Source organism: Virgibacillus salexigens (assembly GCF_014905415.1).
GTDB lineage: Bacteria > Bacillota > Bacilli > Bacillales > Amphibacillaceae > Virgibacillus > Virgibacillus salexigens.
On the sequence record NZ_BNEO01000001.1, the window covers coordinates 1,239,167 to 1,259,600 of the forward strand.

The 20,434-nt window shown below is 37.5% G+C and carries 21 protein-coding genes; 8 read left to right on the forward strand and 13 right to left on the reverse strand.

Annotation, left to right across the window (positions count from 1 at the left end; all coding sequences use genetic code 11):
* Positions 1-50: 50 nt before the first annotated feature.
* The gene (locus tag JKP73_RS05555) at positions 51-584 is read right to left on the reverse strand and encodes a DUF6944 family repetitive protein (RefSeq protein ID WP_200410968.1); all 534 of its coding nucleotides are present in this window, start codon (positions 582-584) and stop codon (positions 51-53) included.
* Between the two features lie 495 nt (positions 585-1,079).
* On the opposite strand from JKP73_RS05555, the gene JKP73_RS05560 reads away from it, so the two are divergent.
* The gene (locus JKP73_RS05560; RefSeq protein WP_021289991.1) at positions 1,080-2,141 is read left to right on the forward strand and encodes an NAD(P)/FAD-dependent oxidoreductase; all 1,062 of its coding nucleotides are present in this window, start codon (positions 1,080-1,082) and stop codon (positions 2,139-2,141) included.
* Between the two features lie 66 nt (positions 2,142-2,207).
* Here JKP73_RS05560 and JKP73_RS05565 read toward each other — a convergent pair whose 3' ends face one another.
* From JKP73_RS05565 to JKP73_RS05590, 6 genes are all read right to left on the reverse strand, one after another.
* Complete coding sequence (locus JKP73_RS05565) at positions 2,208-2,897, reverse strand: LrgB family protein (protein ID WP_038241964.1); 690 nt, start codon at positions 2,895-2,897, stop codon at positions 2,208-2,210.
* Positions 2,890-3,261, reverse strand: coding sequence for a CidA/LrgA family protein (locus JKP73_RS05570; protein WP_021289993.1), 372 nt, complete (start codon positions 3,259-3,261; stop codon positions 2,890-2,892). The genes JKP73_RS05565 and JKP73_RS05570 overlap by 8 nt, the downstream gene beginning before the upstream one ends.
* A gap of 228 nt (positions 3,262-3,489) precedes the next feature.
* Positions 3,490-4,923, reverse strand: a complete 1,434-nt coding sequence (gene argH, locus JKP73_RS05575) for an argininosuccinate lyase (RefSeq protein ID WP_021289994.1) — start codon at positions 4,921-4,923, stop codon at positions 3,490-3,492.
* Positions 4,920-6,179: an argininosuccinate synthase gene (locus tag JKP73_RS05580; RefSeq protein ID WP_200410969.1), complete on the reverse strand. Its 1,260-nt coding sequence runs from the start codon at positions 6,177-6,179 to the stop codon at positions 4,920-4,922. Before JKP73_RS05580 ends, argH begins: the two co-directional genes overlap by 4 nt.
* 420 nt (positions 6,180-6,599) lie before the next feature.
* The gene (locus JKP73_RS05585) at positions 6,600-7,265 is read right to left on the reverse strand and encodes an SDR family oxidoreductase (RefSeq protein WP_255326115.1); all 666 of its coding nucleotides are present in this window, start codon (positions 7,263-7,265) and stop codon (positions 6,600-6,602) included.
* Between the two features lie 78 nt (positions 7,266-7,343).
* Positions 7,344-7,988: an endonuclease III domain-containing protein gene (locus tag JKP73_RS05590; protein ID WP_200410970.1), complete on the reverse strand. Its 645-nt coding sequence runs from the start codon at positions 7,986-7,988 to the stop codon at positions 7,344-7,346.
* 277 nt (positions 7,989-8,265) lie between these two features.
* Here JKP73_RS05590 and JKP73_RS05595 point away from each other — a divergent pair, with 277 nt between their 5' ends.
* The 4 genes from JKP73_RS05595 (at position 8,266) to pstB (ending at position 12,030) form a co-directional block, all read left to right on the forward strand.
* A complete protein-coding gene (locus tag JKP73_RS05595; RefSeq protein ID WP_021289998.1) occupies positions 8,266-9,243 on the forward strand; it encodes a PstS family phosphate ABC transporter substrate-binding protein in 978 nt (325 codons plus the stop codon).
* 94 nt (positions 9,244-9,337) lie between these two features.
* Positions 9,338-10,294: a phosphate ABC transporter permease subunit PstC gene (gene pstC, locus JKP73_RS05600; protein ID WP_021289999.1), complete on the forward strand. Its 957-nt coding sequence runs from the start codon at positions 9,338-9,340 to the stop codon at positions 10,292-10,294.
* A 1-nt stretch (position 10,295) separates the two neighbouring features.
* Complete coding sequence (gene pstA / locus JKP73_RS05605; RefSeq protein WP_200410971.1) at positions 10,296-11,180, forward strand: phosphate ABC transporter permease PstA; 885 nt, start codon at positions 10,296-10,298, stop codon at positions 11,178-11,180.
* 16 nt (positions 11,181-11,196) lie between these two features.
* On the forward strand, positions 11,197-12,030 hold the full coding sequence (pstB, locus tag JKP73_RS05610; protein ID WP_021290001.1) for a phosphate ABC transporter ATP-binding protein PstB: 834 nt from the start codon (positions 11,197-11,199) through the stop codon (positions 12,028-12,030).
* Positions 12,031-12,121: 91 nt separating this feature from the next.
* Here pstB and JKP73_RS05615 read toward each other — a convergent pair whose 3' ends face one another.
* Complete coding sequence (locus tag JKP73_RS05615) at positions 12,122-13,831, reverse strand: methyl-accepting chemotaxis protein (RefSeq protein ID WP_234447058.1); 1,710 nt, start codon at positions 13,829-13,831, stop codon at positions 12,122-12,124.
* A gap of 187 nt (positions 13,832-14,018) precedes the next feature.
* Positions 14,019-14,156 (reverse strand): hypothetical protein, encoded by a 138-nt coding sequence (locus JKP73_RS05620; RefSeq protein WP_021290003.1) that lies wholly within the window; start codon positions 14,154-14,156, stop codon positions 14,019-14,021.
* A 212-nt stretch (positions 14,157-14,368) separates the two neighbouring features.
* On the opposite strand from JKP73_RS05620, the gene JKP73_RS05625 reads away from it, so the two are divergent.
* Positions 14,369-15,850: a potassium/proton antiporter gene (locus tag JKP73_RS05625; RefSeq protein WP_200410972.1), complete on the forward strand. Its 1,482-nt coding sequence runs from the start codon at positions 14,369-14,371 to the stop codon at positions 15,848-15,850.
* Between the two features lie 207 nt (positions 15,851-16,057).
* Positions 16,058-16,855 (forward strand): N-acetylmuramoyl-L-alanine amidase, encoded by a 798-nt coding sequence (locus tag JKP73_RS05630; protein WP_021290005.1) that lies wholly within the window; start codon positions 16,058-16,060, stop codon positions 16,853-16,855.
* Between the two features lie 50 nt (positions 16,856-16,905).
* On the opposite strand, the gene JKP73_RS05635 is transcribed toward JKP73_RS05630, so the two are convergent.
* The gene (locus JKP73_RS05635) at positions 16,906-17,127 is read right to left on the reverse strand and encodes a VOC family protein (protein ID WP_021290006.1); all 222 of its coding nucleotides are present in this window, start codon (positions 17,125-17,127) and stop codon (positions 16,906-16,908) included.
* 565 nt (positions 17,128-17,692) lie between these two features.
* On the opposite strand from JKP73_RS05635, the gene JKP73_RS05640 reads away from it, so the two are divergent.
* Positions 17,693-17,962 carry a YesK family protein gene (locus JKP73_RS05640; protein ID WP_021290007.1) on the forward strand — a complete coding sequence of 90 codons (270 nt, stop codon included), beginning with the start codon at positions 17,693-17,695 and terminating at the stop codon, positions 17,960-17,962.
* A gap of 60 nt (positions 17,963-18,022) precedes the next feature.
* On the opposite strand, the gene JKP73_RS05645 is transcribed toward JKP73_RS05640, so the two are convergent.
* From JKP73_RS05645 to JKP73_RS05655, 3 genes are all read right to left on the reverse strand, one after another.
* Entirely contained in the window at positions 18,023-19,000 is a 978-nt protein-coding gene (locus JKP73_RS05645; protein WP_160806995.1) for a ring-cleaving dioxygenase, read from the reverse strand.
* A gap of 343 nt (positions 19,001-19,343) precedes the next feature.
* The gene (locus tag JKP73_RS05650; RefSeq protein ID WP_160806875.1) at positions 19,344-19,766 is read right to left on the reverse strand and encodes a DUF1801 domain-containing protein; all 423 of its coding nucleotides are present in this window, start codon (positions 19,764-19,766) and stop codon (positions 19,344-19,346) included.
* 178 nt (positions 19,767-19,944) lie between these two features.
* On the reverse strand, positions 19,945-20,370 hold the full coding sequence (locus JKP73_RS05655) for a pyridoxamine 5'-phosphate oxidase family protein (protein ID WP_021290010.1): 426 nt from the start codon (positions 20,368-20,370) through the stop codon (positions 19,945-19,947).
* Positions 20,371-20,434 lie beyond the last annotated feature (64 nt).

The window sequence follows — 20,434 nt, forward strand, 5'->3', positions numbered from 1 at the left end:
AGTAAACGTTTTTACCTTTTATTATAACCTCTGTTTATGTCAGGAATAAGTCAATTCTGTCCTTCAACTGACCCTAATGCTGAGATAACGGAACCAATTGCCTGAATCCAGCTTCCGATTGCATTAATTTCCTCTTCATTTTCTTCCACTCTTCCAGATAAAGCTTGGAGCGAATTACCAATGGCTTGCAAAAGATTACCATATATATTATAAAGCTCATCTTGACTTGGTTCACGACCTAATGCATCTCCGAATCCAATTCCACCTCCTAAGGCCTGCATAAGGTTGCCTTTTGTATTTAAATCATTTTTGGTTTGTTGATTAAAATCAATAACAATACCAGCAATGACTGTGGAATTACCAATCGCCTGAATTTCATTGGCAATTTTATTCAGGTTTACATATTCGATGCTGTCAGCTACTAATGCATTTCCTGTTCCTTGCAAGACATTTCCTATCAAATTCAAGTCGTTTGCTAATGATGTCTTTATAGGGATAGAGGGGGTTGAGCCAATAGCTGATAGTACAGTTCCAACCGCTTGGATCCATGAACCAACTGTCCCTTTCCAACTATTATCCCCCATCAACTGAACCCCCTAAATTAGCTCTCCCTATATTCTAAACAATACCTCTACCACTTGTTACAAAGGAACTAAAAATGAATCATTCGTTTATTCAACTAAATTGTCATTCGATAGCATATAAAAAAGGCTTCATCTCTCTCCCATAAGAAACGAAGCCTTTTGGCCCAGCCTGTATGTTACCCCTTTATTCTCACAGACGGTGCTGCGATTTCCAAGATCTGCCCACTCAGAAACCGTTTCCAACCCATTATAACAGTTTATCCTAATAAAGAAAACCAACGAAATCTAATACGCGTACAGCTTATGTCTACGATGCTGAAGCATCTGCTTTTAATCCGTATAGCATCATTGCATCTATTGGAATACTAGGAGTGAGAACACATGCCATCGATTGATTACTTATTCACTTGTCGAAAGGAATCAAATGGTGACATCTATCCATATCTTCGCTAGAATAAAGGGGAGAAGATTTTATCAGAGATGGGGTTTTGCGGCATGAAGAGATTGGTCATTCTTGGTGGGGGTTATGGTGGTCTAAAGGCATTATTAGGGATCCTTGATTACCAATTACCAGAAGAACTAGAAATTACGTTAGTTGATAGAAATCCATACCATTCGATTAAAACAGAATTCTATACAATAGCGGCCGGTACATCTGCGGAAAAGGACGTTCGTTTAAGCTTTCCAGATGATCAACGGGTTCGCTACTTTTATGGAGAAATTAAAAAGATTGATACTGACAAAGAGGAAATTTTATTCTCTAATTCCAGTGAAGTGATTCCTTATGATTATCTTGTCATCGGATTAGGATGTGAAGATAACTATCATGGCATTGAAGGAGCGAAAGAATTCACTCATAGCGTACAAACATTCGAAAAAGCTCGTAAAACAGGACTTGCCGTTTGTAACCTAAAAGCTCATGGAAAGGTTTCTGTAGTAGGTGCTGGCTTAAGTGGTATTGAAGTAGCTTCCGAAATTAGAGAAAGCAGACCGGATCTCAATATTCGATTACTTGACCGAGGCGCGAGTGTATTAAAAGCATTCGATTCTAAGATTCAAGCGTATGTATCAGAGTGGTTTGTTCGAAATGATGTAGATGTGATCCATCATGCAAACGTGGAATACGTTGAAAAGGATGGTGTTTGTAATAACGGTATCTGTTATGTAAATGATGTGACGATCTGGACTGCTGGCGTTCGCCCTAATTATTTAGTTAGAGAATTGCCATTTGCTAAAGACGATCAAGAAAAAATGATTGTAAACCAATTTTTCCAAATTCCTGAGCAGCCCAATATCTACGTCGTTGGCGATTGCGCTTCTTCTGAGTATTCACCTAGTGGTCAACTAGCTGGACAGCAAGGAGAAAGAGTTGCAGAGGTATTATTAGCTGTTTTAAATAATAAAGAACCGAAAAAACCAAAAGAAATTAAATTAAAAGGAACGTTAGGATCCCTCGGAAAATCAGATGGCTTTGGTAATATGATGCAAAAACCAATGACAGGGCTATTACCACGATTAGCAAAATCTGGTGTTCTTTGGTTAAATAAACGACACTAGGTGTACAGCATAAAAAAGCCGAAGCAAACAATAGCGAGCTGCATTGCTTCTTCGGCTTTTTTTAAACTACATTAAGATAAGCACTAGCCCTGGGGTAATAACGGAAACTACAATCGCACTAACTACCATTGCTATCGTGCTAATCGCCCCTTCCAATTTACTGGATTCCATGGAAGTAGCTGTACCAATCGCATGCGATGCACTGCCCATCCCTACACCACGGCCAAGGTAATGGTCAATTCGGAATAAGCGTAGTACATAAGTGTGCATAAGCACCCCGCCAATACCAGCAATCATGACAAATACTGCAGACAATGACATGACGCCACCTAACGTCTCTGTAACCGCCATTGCCACAGGGGTGGTAACGGACTTTGGTGTTAATGAGTAAATGATAGAAGAATTAAAACCTGCCCATTTTGCCAGTAGCAAGCCAGTTGAGATTCCTAAGATTGCTCCAAAGGAAGTCCCAACTAAAATCGGACCGGTTAATGTTCTTAATGTATCTCTATGCTGATATAAAGGATAGGCGAGCGCAACTACAGCAGGTCCAAGTAATTCATCTATCCATTTACCACCTAACATATATGTTTTATATGGGATATGAAATATTACTAATATAATAATGATAATTGCCGTTGCGATTAAAACAGGAGCAGTAAAGGGATGATTCCACCTTTCATGAATTTTCAATGCGAGATGATAGATTAAAAACGTCCCTAGTATTATTACAACGGCTAACATAACCTCATTCATGCTTATATTCCTTTCTACGAACAAGCCACTGACTGACAATGCCTGATCCAGCCATTACAAAGATGGTACTAATTAATACAATGATAATTAATAAGAAGCCTTTGCCCGAAAATAATTGATAATAATTTAAAACTCCTACGGTTACAGGAATAAAAAAGAATGCTAGATTCTTAACAATAAAATTAGCACCTTCCGCAATCCATGAAACCTGAATAATATTTGTTATTAACAAAAGGAATAAGATTAGCATACCAATGACGCTTCCAGGAATAAATAATCCTAACGTATGTTCTATCCAATTTCCCAATAGGAAAATAAGATAAAGCAAACAAATATGCACTGCAATTTTACCTAACTTTACCAAGATTGTCACTCCTACTCTTCTGTGATGTCAGGGTAAAATCTCCTAAAAAATGATCTGAAGAATATCTTAACATAATACATTAAAGTTACTCACGTATGAAAACACAATATAAGTAGTATAGCAGGTATACTATCCATCAGGAAACGAAAGGCTTTTTATCGATCGTCCATAAATAGATTTCAAGTAAAAAACCAACTGAACCTCATATGTCCAGTTGGTAAAAATAGTTTAAATTGATCGGTAGCTGCGACTAGATAGAATTTCATTTTTAGCTGAAACCCATTGGTTATTTTTTTCAATTGCTTGTGTTACCTTCTTCAATTGTGCAGTTACTTGATTCTTCGCAGTACCTCCTGTTGCATTACGTGCCTGCACGACAGCTTCAGGTGCTAAGTAATCATAAATATCTGATTCAATTGCATTCGAGAAGGTTTGAAACTCTTTTATTGTTAAATCAGTCAAGTATTTATTTTCTTTGATACAATAAAGGACCGTCTCTCCTGTAATGGCATGGGACTCCCTAAATGTAATACCTTTGCCCACAAGATAATCAGCAAAATCAGTAGCATTTGAATAATCATTCTGCACTGCTTTGTACATAGCTTCTTTATTCACGTTCATTGATTCAATCATTGGGGCAAATAACGAAAGTGCACCTCTTAGTGTTTCCACGGTATCAAACATACCTTCTTTATCTTCCTGCATGTCTTTGTTGTACGCTAGAGGAAGACCTTTCAATGTTGTTAACATCCCCATTAAATGACCATATACACGTCCAGTTTTTCCTCTTACCAATTCAGCAACATCGGGGTTCTTCTTTTGTGGCATCATGCTGCTGCCTGTAGAAAATTCGTCATCAATCTCAATAAAATTGAATTCTTGACTAGACCATTGCACAATTTCTTCGCAAAGGCGAGAAAGATGCATAGAAATCATGGACGCATCACTTAAAAATTCTACCACAAAATCTCGGTCACTTACCGCATCCAAGCTGTTTTCACAAATTCCTTCAAAGGCAAGCTGCTGCGCAACATATTTTCGATCAATTGGAAATGTTGTCCCAGCTAATGCGCCTGCACCTAAAGGGGACTGATTAACCCGTTTCCAACTATCTATCAGACGTTCAATATCACGCTGAAACATCCAGGCATATGCTAGCAAATGATGGGCGAATAAAACTGGCTGTGCTCTCTGCAAATGCGTATATCCAGGTAAAATCGTATCCATGTTAGCAGTGGCTTGTTTCACTAGGGCTTGCTGAACTTGAACAGCCAATTGTGTTATTTCTACGAGTGCATCACGGAGATACAGGCGCATATCAAGGGCAACTTGGTCATTTCTACTTCTACCAGTGTGAAGTTTCCCACCAACAGGGCCGATCGCTTCAATGAGTAAACGCTCGACATTCATATGAATATCTTCATGCTCTTCCCTTAATATTGCTTCACCACTTTCAATAGTGGATGCAACTTTTTGAAGACCTTCTGCTATTGTCTTCGCTTCTTCTTTCGTAATGATCTCACATTTACCAAGCATAGCAACATGGGCTAAGCTACCTTCAATATCATAAACTGCTAATTTCTTATCAAAATAGATAGATGCTGTATATTCATCTACTAGTTGACTTGTTGGTTTTGTGAAACGTCCTCCCCAGAGCTTCATGGTTTTACAGCTTCTTTCACATCTAATACCGCTTCTTTTACTGATTCATCCATATTAGCATGTGTTTGATTGACAGTTGCATGGACTTTTGTCGGTAGCCCCCATAGTTTGATAAAACCTAATGCTGCTTCATGATCAAATGCATCTTTCGCATTATACGTAGCTAAATCAAAATCATATAACGATTGTTGTGATTCACGCCCAACGACTTGAGCAAGGCCTTTATATAACTTTACTTTAACTGTTCCTGATACATATTGCTGAGTTTCATTAACAAATGATTTTAATGCATCCGTAAGAGGAGAATACCATAGACCATCATAAACAGATTGGGATAACTTTTGCTCAATGGTTGGTTTAAACTGAGCCACTTCTCTCGGTAATGTCAATGCCTCTAATTCTTGATGTGCAGTAATCAGAGTAAGTGCTGCTGGCGCTTCATAAATTTCACGAGACTTTATACCAACTAAACGATTTTCCACATGATCGATTCGACCGACACCATGTTTTCCTGCAATGGAATTCAATTCCAAAATAAGCTCTTCTAAAGGCATTGATTTTCCATCCAATGAGATGGGTTTTCCTTGTTCAAATGTAATCTGCACCGTTTGCGCTTCATCTGGCGCTTCGGTTGGATCCGTGGTTAAATCATACGCTTCTTTCGGTGCCTCAGCCCACGGGTCTTCTAAAATACCACATTCATTACTGCGTCCCCATAGGTTTTGATCAATGCTAAATGGATTATCTAAATCGATCGGTACTGGGATATTATGTTGTTTCGCATATTCGATTTCTTCTTCTCTTGACATAGCCCATTCACGTACTGGAGCAACAATTTTTAATTCCGGACTCAAAGCAGTAAATGCAACATCAAACCGTACTTGGTCATTTCCTTTTCCGGTACAACCATGAGCAACTGCAACAGCGAATTCTTCCTTGGCAATATTCACTAAAATCTTTGCAATCAATGGACGGGAAAGTGCAGATATCAATGGATATTTCCCTTCATATAATAGATTGGATTGAAGGGCAGGCAGTACAAATTCCTTGGCAAATAAAGCTTTTGCGTCAACGACATAAGACTTAATCGCTCCTACTTGTAGGGCTTTATTTTTCACAAATTCAAGGTCTTTTCCTTCCCCGACATCAAGTGCTACCGCAATAACATCATAATTATATTTATCCTGTAGCCATTTCACAGCAACAGATGTATCTAATCCGCCTGAATAAGCTAAAACGATTTTATCTTTACTCATTTTCACCACTCCTGTGCTTATTTCCTTATTGAATTATTATGCATCAATATGAATAATTATTCAAGGGGCAAATACATATTTTTGTAGAAATTATTTACCAGTTTGTTTTTCACTACCTTTTATTCCTGTCCACATTTTATTGTTCATGTTCAGTAAAACGAAAATTGCAGATAAACTAATAAGGGAGAGTGTAGCAGTATGTGAGATAAAAGAGGGAAATTTCCGACTTCCCTAGGTGCTGAAAACCAAACCTGTGTCAAAGAGATTTTCATGGTTTAACGCGATTTGAGAAAATGACCTGTAACAAAGCTATCGTCACTAGTAAAATGAAGGAAAAACCAAATGTAAAATAAAGCTGCTATTATTTGTTTAGGCAATATAAAAACGCTAGCCTCTTTTTCCTGGCTAGCGTTTGTTGGTTTATAATTTTTGTAATGCGTCATCTATCTGAATCTCACCAGAAATGAGATCAAACGACTGATGGTACGTCTTTTCATTCGTTAGTGAGGACACTACTGTTGTTGCAACATCCTCTCTTGGTATGGAACCTCTTTCTAGATTTTCTGCGGCTGAGATTTTTCCTGTCCCCGGTTCATTTAATAAACCACCAGGTCGAACAATGGTATAGTTCAACTTACTTGCTCGTAAAACTCGATCTGCGTAATGCTTTGCTACATAATATGGCTTAATTTTTTCATTCCAGTTTTCGCGATGATGAGACTGATGGGCACTGACAATAATATATCGTTCAAGACCTACCTCTTCAGCTGCTTCAATTGTTTTAACCGCCCCATCTAAATCAATTAATAACGTTTTATCTGGACCCGTACTTCCACCTGACCCAGCAGTAAAGATAACAGCATCTGATCCCTTCATTGCTTTCGCTAATTCATCTACGCTATCTTCAAGATTTGCTACGACTGTTTCAATTCCTTGATTGTTTAGCTCATCTGCTTGTTCTTGTTTTCTAACCATTGCCTTAACTGTATGTTCGCTGCTAGTTGCTAATTGTTTTACGACATGCTGACCAATCTGACCATTGGCTCCTACTACAAGTACTTTCATTGACTGAACCCCTTTCTTAATTGAGTGTTCTAATGATATTATTTCAAACAATACGATCAGAAGCAAAATACTTGTTTGTTCTTCTGATTAAGAAAAAACCTAGGAATGAATTAATCGACGACAATATGTAGATAATGGACAGCCGGTACAAATAGGATCTGATTTACAATGTACCTTCCCATGCTCTACTAACAATGCATGATATTCATTATATAAATCCATATCGCTGGATGATAATGCTTCTTCTACATCAATGCGGAAGGCATCATATCCTTTTGGTATATTATATCCAAACCGATGAAAAATCCTTCTCGCGTATGCATCTGCTATAAAAATTGATTTGTCAAAAACATAAAGCAAAATGACGTCTGCCGTTTCATGACCAACACCTTGAATGGATAATAGTTCTTTTCGTAGCTTATCTCGATCGAAATGCCTGATTTTTTCGATTTGGAATTGATACTTTTTAAACCAATCTAGGAAGGTTTTGATCCGTTTTGCTTTTATGTTGTAAAAACCACTTGGACGAATCCGATAAGCTAACTCCTCCAACGGCATATTGTCTAACGCTTCCGCGGTTAAAACGTCTTTTATATTTTGCAAGGCCTTCTCCGCATTTCTCCAATTTGTATGTTGCACAAGAATGGACCCTACGATCATTTCGATTGGTGTATCCGCTGGCCACCAGCCTTGTGGTCCATAATAGCAATACAGATTATCATAAACTTCTTTAAAGGTAAGCATCTATTAATCCTTCCATCAAAACATTAGATTATAAAACCTATCGTAACAAACAAATTGAAGTATCTCTACTACCTTTTCTCCTAAAAATTACCTATATCGACATTCCTTTACCAGCTTTTATACATCTTTCAAGTTAAAATGGTACTATTTTTCAGCAATTTACAAAAGCTTTACATTCCAAACATACTTCCTTAATATTCGCCTACTATACTAGCAGTTGAGAGGGGAAAAACTTCTCATAAAACTATCCACATATTTATAGGGGGAGGCAATTTTAATGAAGTTCAAGAAGTATCTTATGTTCCTTCTTATCGCAGTAGTAGCTATCGTAATTACAGCTTGTGGCTCAAATTCAGAAGGAAATGATTCCGGAAATGCTAACGCTGAAAACGAAGGTGAATCAGAAGAACTAGAAGGTAATGTTGTCATAGATGGATCCGGAACCGTTTATCCGTTAATGTCACGCCTAGCTGAAGAATACATGGTAAACGAACAACCAAATGTATCTGTCGAAGTTAGTCGCGCAGGAACTAGTGCTGGATTCGAAAAGTTCCTTGTAGAAGATGGAACAGACTTTAATGATGCTTCTCGTAAAATTAAAGATGAAGAGCAAGCAAAAGCCGATGAATTAGGAATGGAAGTAAAAGAATTAAAGGTAGCGCTAGATGGATTAACAATTGTAACACATCCAGACAACGACTGGGCTACTGAATTAACAGAAGACCAAATCAAAGGTATTTTCCTTGGAGAGTACACGAACTGGTCTGATATTAACCCAGAATGGCCAGATGAAAAAATTCAAACTTATGGTCCTAATGAAAATCATGGAACCTATGAATTCTTCTATGAAAACATTATGGAAGAACAAGATTTAGTTAGCGATATTAACCTTCAACAAGACTACTCAACGCTAGTAACACTAGTTTCAGAAGATAAAAATGCTATTGGATTCTTCGGATTTGGTTACTACGATAGTAATAAAGATAAAATACAAGCAGTAAATGTTGACTTCGGTGATGGTCCTGTCGAGCCATCTCTAGATACGATAGCAGAAGATGGAGACTATGCTGGTTTCACAAGACCTGTATTCACTTACTTGAACGTAGATCATGCAAAAGAAAAACCTGAGGTATTAGATTATGCACTATTCATAATGAATAATATCAATGAATTTGCTGGAGAAACTGGATTTGCACCAATTCCAGATGCTGAAGCAGAGGAATTAATCAGCGAATTAGAAGGATTAAAGCAATAATACCCTCAGAAAAAAATTTAAAAAAACAGGACAAGGTGAGAGCGGCATGCTCTCATCTTCTTGTGACTTAACGCTCTGAAAGGGGGCGCCAATTATGGCATCAAACAGCAAGATAGACGACCAAGACGACTTAAAAATACAAGAAATGATTGCCCAAAAGAAAAATGGGCGGAATCTTAGTCGATTCACAGAAAGGATTATTCCGGTTCTCCTTTTCTTGATAGCGTCCGTCTCTATTCTAACGACGATCGGTATCATTTATACACTATTAACAGAAACGATTGAGTTCTTTAAACGTGTGCCTATTGCTGATTTCTTTACAGGTACTATTTTAAAACCCTTAAGCCAAAACCCTGAGTTCGGTGTACTTCCACTTATTAATGGAACGATCATATCTTCCGTAATTGCTATGTTAGTAGCTGGCCCAATTGGAATTATGACTGCTGTCTATTTAAGCGAATATGCTTCGGATCGTATTAGACGGACATTAAAACCACTATTGGAAATCCTAGCAGGGATTCCTACTATTGTATATGGTTTTTTTGCTTTTACGTTTGTCACTCCAATCATACGAGAAATCTTCCCAACCGTAGAAGCAACCAATATCTTAAGCCCCGGTTTAGTAATGGGGGTCATGATTATTCCAATGATTGCATCATTATCGGAAGATGCGATGACCTCTGTTCCTAATTCGATGCGAGAAGGTGCATTGGCATTAGGTGCTACCAAGCTAGAGGTTGCATTCCGTGTTGTGATTCCTGCTGCATTATCAGGAATAATTGCCTCGTTTGTACTAGGAGTATCACGAGCGATTGGAGAAACCATGATTGTCACAATTGCAAGTGGGAGTTCCAAGAACTTCACTTTCGATATCACACAATCCATGCAAACCATGACTGCCTATATCGTTGAAGTATCAGGAGGAGAGGCACCTGCCGGATCTACTATCTATTACAGTTTATATGCAGTTGCTTTCACATTATTTATCTTTACATTGCTAATGAATCTACTTGCAAGATATGTCTCTCGTAAGTTTAGGGAGGAATATTAATATGAAATATGTTGACGCAGCCCAAGTACAGAAAAAAATGAATGGACGCATTCTAAAAAATAATATATTAAAAACATTATTTCTTGCAGCTACTCTATTTGGATTAGTCATCCTAGCTATATTAATTATCCGTGTCTTACTCCAAGGTGCAAGTTGGATTAACCTGGACTTCTTAACTGGAAAACTCTCTACTTCTGCAGATCGTGCAGGTATAATGGGTGCCATTCTTGGAACGTTTTGGCTTATGGTTGTTGTTATTCCAGTCACCCTATTCTTAGGTGTTGGTACTGCGATTTATTTAGAATTATACGCCAGGAAAGGCAAATTTCAATCATTCGTCCAAACAAATATCGCAAATTTAGCAGGAGTTCCTTCTATTGTTTACGGAATACTAGGTATGACTTTATTTGTTCGAGCTCTAGATTTTGGAAATATCGTATTAGCAGGCGGTTTAACCATGTCCTTGCTCGTACTTCCCATCATTATTGTGGCAGCACAGGAGGCTGTTCGAGCTGTACCGCAAGATTTGAGTGCAGCCTCTTATGGGATGGGTGCAACAAAATGGCAGACGGTTAAAAATATTATATTGCCAGCAGCTTTACCTGGTATTCTTACAGGATCGATTTTGTCACTTTCGAGGGCAATTGGAGAAACGGCACCATTAGTAGTCATTGGTATTCCAGCATTGCTTATCCCGTTTCCTGGTGGAATTATGGATAAATTCACTGTCCTCCCAATGCAAATTTACTATTGGACGTTAGATTCTTCATTAGTGGCAGAATATGCAAATTTAGCTGCAGCGACTATCATTGTATTACTTGTACTCTTATTCTTATTAAACGCTACGGCAATCATTATCCGTAACAAGTTTCAAAAACGATATTAATTAAGGAGTGTGTGATATGAGTACCTTAACAAAGCCAAAATTTGATGAAGAGCTTACGATTTCAAATGATCCGCGAAATAATAAAGATACACCAAAAACTACCGTTTACGATACAAAGGATTTAAATTTATGGTATGGTGATACACATGCATTGAAGGATATTAATTTATCCATCTACGAGAAAGAAGTAACAGCCATTATTGGTCCTTCTGGCTGTGGTAAATCTACGTATTTAAAAACACTGAACCGGATGGTAGAACTCGTTCCAAGTGTACGTACCTCTGGCATGATTACCTATAAAGGAAAAAGTATATTAGATAAATCCTTTAAAGTAGAGGATTTACGTACCAAAGTAGGAATGGTTTTTCAAAAGCCTAATCCTTTCCCTAAATCGATTTACGATAATATAGCGTACGGTCCAAAGATTCATGGCATTCGGAATAAAAAAACACTTGATGAAATTGTTGAGAAAAGTCTCAGAGGTGCATCCATTTGGGATGAGGTTAAAGATCGTCTCAAGGAGAATGCATACGGGCTTTCCGGCGGTCAACAGCAGCGCATTTGTATTGCACGTTGCTTAGCCATCGAACCAGATGTCATCTTAATGGATGAGCCTACTTCCGCATTAGACCCGAAATCAACATTAAGAGTAGAAGAATTGATTCATGAACTCAAAAAGGAATATTCAATTATTATCGTAACCCATAATATGCAGCAAGCTGCTCGAATTTCTGATCGTACTGCCTTCTTCTTAAATGGAGAAGTAATTGAATTCGATGAGACAGACAAAATCTTTACTACACCAACCGACAGCCGTACAGAAGATTATATCTCTGGACGATTCGGCTAATTCATTCATTAACTCCCCCATTTCAATAAATAAACCTGACCACTAACGTGGTCAGGTTTTTATTTATATCGAAGGGTTTACGTATCATCTGCTATTGAATGTCATAACGTTGGGTATGAATAGCAAGAGAGTCTGCTAAATCAGTAAGTTTATTTCCAATTTCATCATTATTCCTCAACAGATGTAATTGTTGACTGCTGCCTAAAAGCATTTCTTCTGCACGGATTAAATTATCTGCTGACATGGAGGAATAATCAATTGCTGATTGTTGCAATTGCGGGAGTGTTTGTTCAAATTCTTGAAGATCCTTTTCTATGGACCTTAATTGATTATTTACTTTCTCGATTTCAATTAACAGCTCATTAAATGAAGACTGGGAAGTAGCAGCCATCGTAAGTGTTGATTTTGTTTTTGATAGCATTTGCTGAAACTCATTAGACGCTTCTATTGTTATACATTCCATTCTCGATGTTGATTCAGTGATATCACTAGCTGCTCGAGAAGATTGTTCTGCTAGTTTTCTTATTTCCTTGGCCACTACAGCGAATCCTTTACCTGATTCACCTGCACGGGCGGCTTCGATAGCTGCATTTAATGACAATAGTTTGGTTTGTTCTGCAACCTCTTGAATCATATCCACCATTGCTGTAATGGATTTAGACTCCGTTTGCACCATGTTAACCGTATTTGTAAGTTGTTCAAAATCGGTTTCAAAAGAAGTTATCGTTTGGTTCAATTTGTTTATTTGCACATCGCCTTGCTGCGCAGAAGCAATCATTTCTCCAGAACTTTGAAAAATAATCCCCATATTCATCATTTCCAACTTACCTTTGATTTGGAGAACCATTTCTACACTACTTTTTGAACTCGATGCCGTTTGCTCTGCTCCTGTCTTCACTTCATTAATTGCTTCCATTAGCTGTTGACCTGATTCTAACGTGGTTGCAGATGAACGTTGTAATTCTCTGCCTGTGTTATTCAGATGATCGGTTGTGACTTTGATTTCCTGAAGCGTCGTTCGCATATAAGAAATCATCGTTTCATATCCATTTTTCAGTGCTATAAATTCAGGCAATGTCGTCTTAATAGGAAGGACTTTTCCTAAGTTTCCAATTTTTACTTCTTGCATAGTATCTCGTAATACCATAATGGGTTTGGTTAAACTTCTTACAAAAATAGTAATCAATAAGGTCGTGAGCAAACCACTAACCATAATAATCGCAATGGTATAATAGCCCATTGATTGCACGGGTTCCATGTAAGATGATGTTGGAACAGCTAAGACATAGATTCCTTCTATTTCTTCCATTTCTTGAAAAGTAAATGTATATTCTTTGTTATCTATCGTTTTATGTATAAGACCGTTTTGGCGTACCGATATTTCCTCTATAATAGCTGTTGATAATCCTGGCAATGCATCTTCACTACTTTTAAATGGGGTCACCCGCTCTCCTTTAACATAAAAATATTCAGAAGCAATGCCATCATCAGCTAATTTGTTTTTTTGAGTACGAATATTACTTTCAAGTTGTTGCATAAAATAATTATTATCGCTTACGTATAAAAATTGAAGGTTATCAGCGATGTATCCCATTAACTCCGTTTCTCGTTTAAGTCTGTTCTCGATAGCTGTCATCGTTGTTCCTTTCGCCTTTAGATAGGAACTTATCCCTACTGCCGTACTGGAAATGAATATCAAAACGATAAACAAGAGCAACAAACGGCTACGTAAGCTTAGTTTTTTTAACATCGTATTGCTTAATTGCATTATCCATTGCTTGTATTTTTGATAAACCTTCAATCAATCTCCCCCTACGATCCTTTATCTAGCAATAAGTATAGCAATCAAGTTTTAAGATACTGTAAATTTAATGTTAAAAATAGTACATTAGAACCAGGATTATTGTATAGTTATCTAGGCGAAAATTGCACTTTTACCTAAAAAAGAGAATGGCTGACTACGGCTATCAACCACTCTCTTGCAAAACCTACTGCTTTTTCTGGTTCACATATTGGTTTGGCTCCTCACCGCCATGAGAGTTACTGTTTTTATATTGGCTTTTCCGTCCATTGCGATGCTCTCCGTGATTCGTATTTTCTTTAAATTGATTATTCTTGTTTCCCATTTCACGTCCTCCTTTCAGGCTACAGCTTGCCTATAGTTTGTGGGATATTTGTGCTTTTATGCTTATTTGATAGAAGTCCATTAAATGGGTTCTCTCGTTCCATATATCAAAACAATCACAAAATAATTCATAATTATGATTCGTCTTTTTTCTCAAATCCATTTATAACCTTTATAATAGAGATAGATTGTTCTTTGGAAGGACTGTTCAACATGGATATATCTTTAGAAATGCTTGTTTTTCTCTTTTCTGCAATGCTTATTGTCGGAGCTTTGGCAACAAAGTTCTCCACAAAGTTAGGACTACCAGCACTCGTATTATTCCTCTTAATTGGCATGGGGCTAAATCAATTCATCTTCTTCGAAAACGTTCATCTCACACAACTAATAGGAATTATGGCCTTAATTATTATCCTATTTGAAGGTGGAACCCAAACAAAATGGGAGAATGTCCGCCCTGTTATTGGTGCAGCAGGATCCTTGGCTACCTTAGGTGTGCTACTGACTACGGTTATTACTGGGGTAGCTGCCATGTATATTCTTAACTTATCCTTATTAGAAGGTATGTTATTTGGGGCGATTGTTGGTTCTACTGATGCTGCTGCTGTATTTAGTGTGCTAGGAAACAAAAACATTAAATCCAAACTCACCTCTACCCTTGAAGCAGAATCAGGATCTAATGATCCAATGGCGGTTTTTCTCACTGTTGCTTTAATTGAATTAATACAAGTGCCAGATGCATCGATATGGCTAGCTATTGGCAGCTTTTTCGTCCAAATGGGGCTTGGCCTATTAATCGGATTATTGCTTGGAAAACTGACTGTATTACTCATAAATAATATAAATTTAGACACCTCTAGTTTATACCCTGCTCTTGCAATAGGTATGGCTACTGCTACCTATTTTATTTCTGACTTTTTAGGCGGAAGCGGCCTACTGGCTGTTTATGTAATGGCTGTATTCGTTGGGAATAGTGACCTCATGTATCGCTTTTCGATTTTACGTTTTAATGAAGGATTTGCCTGGATGATGCAGATCGTTATGTTTATCCTGCTTGGTTTACTTGTATTTCCAAGTCAATTACCTAGTGTATTCTGGCAAGGGGTTTTATTAACGCTTATCCTAATGTTTATCGCACGTCCAATTGCAGTCTTTGTTTCCATGCTATTTATGAAATATAACGTAAAAGATAAATTATTTATTTCGTGGGCAGGATTAAAAGGTGCCGTACCTATCGTATTGGCAACTTATCCAATTATTGCTGATATAGAAAATAGCGATCTTATATTTAATGCTGTGTTTTTCGTCGTTCTTATTTCAGCACTGGTACAGGGAAGTACGTTATCCTGGTTAGCAACAAAGCTTGGTCTAACAGGCGGAAAGAATGATCCGAGCAAACCAACAATGGAATTAATTAATCTAGGAAATACCGAGGCTGAAATAATGGAAGTAAGAATGACCCCGCGATCAGCTGCCTTAAATCGTACACTGATTGATTTGGAACTACCAGATGAAACGCTGGTAATCGGAATAATCCGAAATAAGCAATTGATCACACCAACAGGCACCTCCGTTATCCAAGATGATGATATACTCTATGTATTGAGCAATAAGCGGAATAGAGAAAAAGCAAAACGGGTTCTCTTAGGGAAGAAAGAAAATAAACCACCGAAGAAACCATTAGCTACTGAATAAAGGAAGTGAGCCAAACCGGCTTACTTCCTTTATTTTTTTGTAATCACCATTGCCACTTCCTTACGTAATGATCCGATTATAGTTATAGAACGGGCAGTGGCATCTATGGAATTTCTATCAAATAAAGATGTTTGTCCAATTGGAAGAATATATGCTTTCATACGCTGTTATGGAAAGAGAATATGAAGAAGACTGGAGGAATAAGTAATGAGACTTTATTTAGATCCAGGTCATGGAGGGTCTGATCCAGGTGCAACAGGAAATGGACTATATGAAAAAAATATTAATTTAGATATTGCCTTACGAATTAGAAATATCCTTACCAGTGAATACAATAATGTGCAGGTACGAATGAGTAGAACAACCGATGCTACGGTTAGTCTTAATCAACGAACGAATGATGCCAACACATGGAATGCTGATTACTTTCTATCCGTACATTGCAACTCTTTTAATGGTTCTGCTAGGGGCTATGAAGATTATATTCATTCGTCACTATCTGATGGTTCACAAACAGCACAGTACCGTAATCAAGTACATTCAGAAGTCACGAAAGTAAATCAACTGCGTAATAGAGGGAAGAAAAAGGCCAATTTTCACGTTCTACGTGAATCTGCAATGCCTGCAATACTAACGGAAAACGGATTTATAGATAATCCGAGTGATGCTGCATTAATGCGTAGTGCTTCTTGGAGACAAACCGTTGCTCGTGGGCATGTCAATGGATTAGCAAAAGCTTTTAATCTAACAAAAAAGCCAGGTTCGGGTAGTATTTATCGAGTGGTAGCTGGATCTTTCAAATCCCGAGATAATGCAGAACAACGTGTTGATATGCTACAGTCGAAAGGGATTAATGCCTTTGTCGACTTAGTAACCATTTCCGGACAGCAATGGTATCGTGTTCAAGCAGGAGCTTTCACCAATCGATCAAACGCTGAAGAACAATTAACAAAAGTGAAAAACGCTGGTGTAACGGATGCTTATATTGTTCATGAAAGCCGCTAGGTCATAGTAATAAGAAATGGGCATGTTGAATGCCTGTTTCTTATTACCGGCTATTCTCCCCCGGAAACATGCCAGGTTACACCAAATTGAGCAATAACTTGATCATAAGCTGGGCTCCAAAATGCTTCTTGCATTGGCATTGCCTCAGCTCCATCATTTGTTAATAGTTTGTTATAAATATCCTCTGCCTCTTCCTTTCCATCGAATATTATCGTAATAGTAACATTCGTTCCCATTTCAAACGGGGTCCCTGGTAGCGTATCAGAAATCATTAAATCAAAACTACCTATTTTTAAATGGGCGTTAAGAATAGGTCTTTAGCTTGATCAGGAATCCAGGTTTACTCACTATCTGGCATACATTAGAAATTTTACTGTTCTACACGGGTTTAATAAACACCATAGCCAAAGAATGAAACATTCCTTTACAAAAGTCATTTATTGTTATCATACTTTTCAAAGATAGGAAGTAAGATAGGATAAACTCCCTTATGCCTTAAAATAGGGAGTATAGTATATGTCTACCCTGATTCGGAACCAAATTAATTCCATTTTATACTAGCAATCTAAAAAAGTTGATTAATGATATTGTAGATGCTTAGGCAGGGTATTCATCTTAATATAAATGAATTGTCGTAACTACATGATTATGGATCATGATATCAAGTTCTCCACAATCATTATTTAATTTTCATACGATGATATTCGGTCTGCATTTCTATGATGTTAACGATCCAGTTATAACGTTGGAAGGAGTTCCTTTAAGGGACCTCGATGAAAATATCATTATGGTATGTAATGGGTAATGAGAATCCTTAATTATCTGGGGGATGAAAATATGACAAGGATTCTTCTCGAAGGATGGACGCCTTTTATCCTTACAGGATTAATAACAGCATCCGTCATTATTATTTTAGCAAGGTTGATTAATCGGGTAACATTGTACATCATTACTACGCTTCTAAGCCTTGCCGGTTTTATTATATTCATTATCAGTATCTTTGCTATCGGCGAATGGACGGGAATGGGGATAGGCTTGTTTTCCATCTTTACTTTAATAGGTGTTAATTTAGGCCTGGTCTTTAGTTTTTTTATCAAGAAAAACTAAAAAAGGCCATGCAGTAATCTAGATGCACGACCTTACCTGATAAAAATGTATACCATCTGGTTATTCTTTTTTAAATTCTTTCGTGCTTCTTACCGTATCAATCGGGCGCACCATTTTCTCAATTTCTTCACGATTTGGCTCGAGGAATGGTGGTAGCGATAAGCTCTCTCCGAGAGTTTCATATGGTTCATCTCCCATAAACCCAGGACCGTCAGTGGCAAATTCAAACAGTATTTGGGGAGCTACACGGGCATATAATGATTCAAAGAAATGGCGATTAACATAACCAGACGTTTGAAATCCGAAATTCTCCATTCGTGTGATCCATTCCTCTAACACATTTCGGTCGTCAACACGAAATGCAGCATGATGCACCGTACCATACCCTTGTCGACCGTTTGGCAGTACCGGGTTATATTCAACAATGACTTGTGCTCCATTGCCCCCTTCCCCCACTTCAAACAAATGAAAAGCACCATCTTGGTCTATTTCATTGAAAGCAAGTACTTTTTCCATCATTTCTTTAAAATATTCAAAGTTTGCAACTCGAACAAATATCGGCCCCAGACCTGTTATTGCATAGTCTAGAGGAATTGGTCCATCCTGCCATGGAACCCCCGCTTCGACACCAATATTCTCTTCGTCAGAAATTAATTGATACTGCTGATCATCAAAATCCACAAAGGATAATGTTCGCTTACCAAACTGTTCTTTAACACCTGTATGCGTTACCTTTAAGCGGTCAAAACGTTTGACCCAATAATCAAGAGCAGCATCAGAAGGAACGCGAAAAGATGTTTTAAAGATTTCATTTGTTCCATGCGAACCTTTTGGAATACCCGGAAAATCAAAAAACGTCATATCGGTCCCAGGATTTCCTCTATCATCTGCAAAGAATAAGTGATACGTTTGAATATCATCTTGATTTACTGTCTTCTTGACTAAGCGCATCCCAAGAATATAAGTGAAAAACGCATAGTTCTTTTCTGCACTACTTGTAATTGCTGTAACATGATGAATCCCTTTCAAACCTTGCATCATTGATCCTCCTATAGCTTTAGATATTTATTTATTCTTAATTCATTTATCTTTAATTAAATATAAATATACCATGTATTTTTTGTAATGTCCACTTATTTTACTCACCACATGGAAAAACACACCCCATAGGATGTGTTTGATTCGAAATTTTTATTTTTCATTAAGATGTTCATTCAATTCTTGAGCCGTTCGACTTTCATCCAGCACCAGCACCCTGATAATAGAACTGCGAAAAACTATTGTGACTGAACGGTAATACTCTATTCTCAAATAACGCTGTATGAATTTGCCTGTATTCATACTTTCTTTCCTGAAAAAAAGCACCCCTTTTATGGGTGCTTTACGTTGTTGGGTATTTCTCTTTCAAGAAGGTAACAGACTGGTTAATTAATTGTTTAAGAACATCAATATCAATATCTGCTAGCTTATTGATATAGACACACGCTTTCCCACTTGTATGCTTTCCTAGTTTCTGTAATAAATCTTCACGTTCTTGATCTCCTGTTGCAAAATACAAGCTAAATTTTGCTTTTCGTGGTGAAAAACCAACTAATGCTGCGTCTCCTTCATGGCCACTTGCATATTGATAATGGTAGGAGCCAAATCCGATTATACTAGTACCCCACATTTTTGCAGGATAACCGGTAGTTTCTGTAAAAATATCTAGTAATCGGTAAGCGTCTTCTTTTTTCTTTGGGCTTTCCACTTGTTCAATGAATTCTATAACATCGTCCTCATTTTCTTTGGTTTTCAATTCGTACATCGAATCCCCCTCAAAATAAGTATAATTATAACATTAGTTCGATATAACTGAATGGAATTCCTTCCATCTTCGGATATAGGGGACACCCTTGGTCTCTAACTACTCTACAACGAATCAAAGAAATAAGCCTTATGAAAATAATTAGCCAGATGTGTAACTGACCACATCTGGCTATTCCTTAACTAAGATTCAATTCTTGTGGACTTTCTCCCTTTTTATTCATTAAGCGAATATGCAAAGGTTTAATTTCTAAGATAGTGAGTTTTGGATCGTTTGGTCCGTCAAAATACAGCTTCATGCGATCATTCCAAAGTTGATCTTTCAATTCTTGCGACTCATTAAACGAAACCTTTCCTTCATATTCTACATACGTGTCACCAAATCCTTCACCCTCATAGCCCAAAATAATATGGGTATACGGATTGGCTTCAATGTCTTCTGCTTTATCCGTCTCCTTATTTGTCGGGGTATAAAGCGTTAGATTTTCATGAAAAAAAGTCATGTATCTTGAATGAGGCATCTGCTTTTTCACCGTTGCCATCGTTCCTACTGAACTATCCTCTAATATATGTTCGATTTGTTGTTTTAATTTTTCTTGACTCATTTTCGTCACTCCTTGTAACCTCGTGTATATCATTATTATTCCTTTATCATGAAATCCTAAACCC

Excerpts from the sequence above, each read along its gene's own strand:
- JKP73_RS05555 (WP_200410968.1), bottom strand. The coding sequence starts at position 584 with ATGGGGGATAATAGTTGGAAAGGGACAGTTGGTTCATGGATCCAAGCG.
- JKP73_RS05560 (WP_021289991.1), top strand. The coding sequence starts at position 1,080 with ATGAAGAGATTGGTCATTCTTGGTGGGGGTTATGGTGGTCTAAAGGCA.
- JKP73_RS05565 (WP_038241964.1), bottom strand. The coding sequence starts at position 2,897 with ATGAATGAGGTTATGTTAGCCGTTGTAATAATACTAGGGACGTTTTTA.
- argH (WP_021289994.1), bottom strand. The coding sequence starts at position 4,923 with ATGAAGCTCTGGGGAGGACGTTTCACAAAACCAACAAGTCAACTAGTA.
- JKP73_RS05580 (WP_200410969.1), bottom strand. The coding sequence starts at position 6,179 with ATGAGTAAAGATAAAATCGTTTTAGCTTATTCAGGCGGATTAGATACA.
- JKP73_RS05590 (WP_200410970.1), bottom strand. The coding sequence starts at position 7,988 with ATGCTTACCTTTAAAGAAGTTTATGATAATCTGTATTGCTATTATGGA.
- JKP73_RS05595 (WP_021289998.1), top strand. The coding sequence starts at position 8,266 with ATGAAGTTCAAGAAGTATCTTATGTTCCTTCTTATCGCAGTAGTAGCT.
- pstC (WP_021289999.1), top strand. The coding sequence starts at position 9,338 with ATGGCATCAAACAGCAAGATAGACGACCAAGACGACTTAAAAATACAA.
- pstA (WP_200410971.1), top strand. The coding sequence starts at position 10,296 with ATGAAATATGTTGACGCAGCCCAAGTACAGAAAAAAATGAATGGACGC.
- pstB (WP_021290001.1), top strand. The coding sequence starts at position 11,197 with ATGAGTACCTTAACAAAGCCAAAATTTGATGAAGAGCTTACGATTTCA.
- JKP73_RS05620 (WP_021290003.1), bottom strand. The coding sequence starts at position 14,156 with ATGGGAAACAAGAATAATCAATTTAAAGAAAATACGAATCACGGAGAG.
- JKP73_RS05625 (WP_200410972.1), top strand. The coding sequence starts at position 14,369 with ATGGATATATCTTTAGAAATGCTTGTTTTTCTCTTTTCTGCAATGCTT.
- JKP73_RS05630 (WP_021290005.1), top strand. The coding sequence starts at position 16,058 with ATGAGACTTTATTTAGATCCAGGTCATGGAGGGTCTGATCCAGGTGCA.
- JKP73_RS05635 (WP_021290006.1), bottom strand. The coding sequence starts at position 17,127 with ATGATTTCTGATACGCTACCAGGGACCCCGTTTGAAATGGGAACGAAT.
- JKP73_RS05640 (WP_021290007.1), top strand. The coding sequence starts at position 17,693 with ATGACAAGGATTCTTCTCGAAGGATGGACGCCTTTTATCCTTACAGGA.
- JKP73_RS05645 (WP_160806995.1), bottom strand. The coding sequence starts at position 19,000 with ATGCAAGGTTTGAAAGGGATTCATCATGTTACAGCAATTACAAGTAGT.
- JKP73_RS05650 (WP_160806875.1), bottom strand. The coding sequence starts at position 19,766 with ATGTACGAATTGAAAACCAAAGAAAATGAGGACGATGTTATAGAATTC.
- JKP73_RS05655 (WP_021290010.1), bottom strand. The coding sequence starts at position 20,370 with ATGAGTCAAGAAAAATTAAAACAACAAATCGAACATATATTAGAGGAT.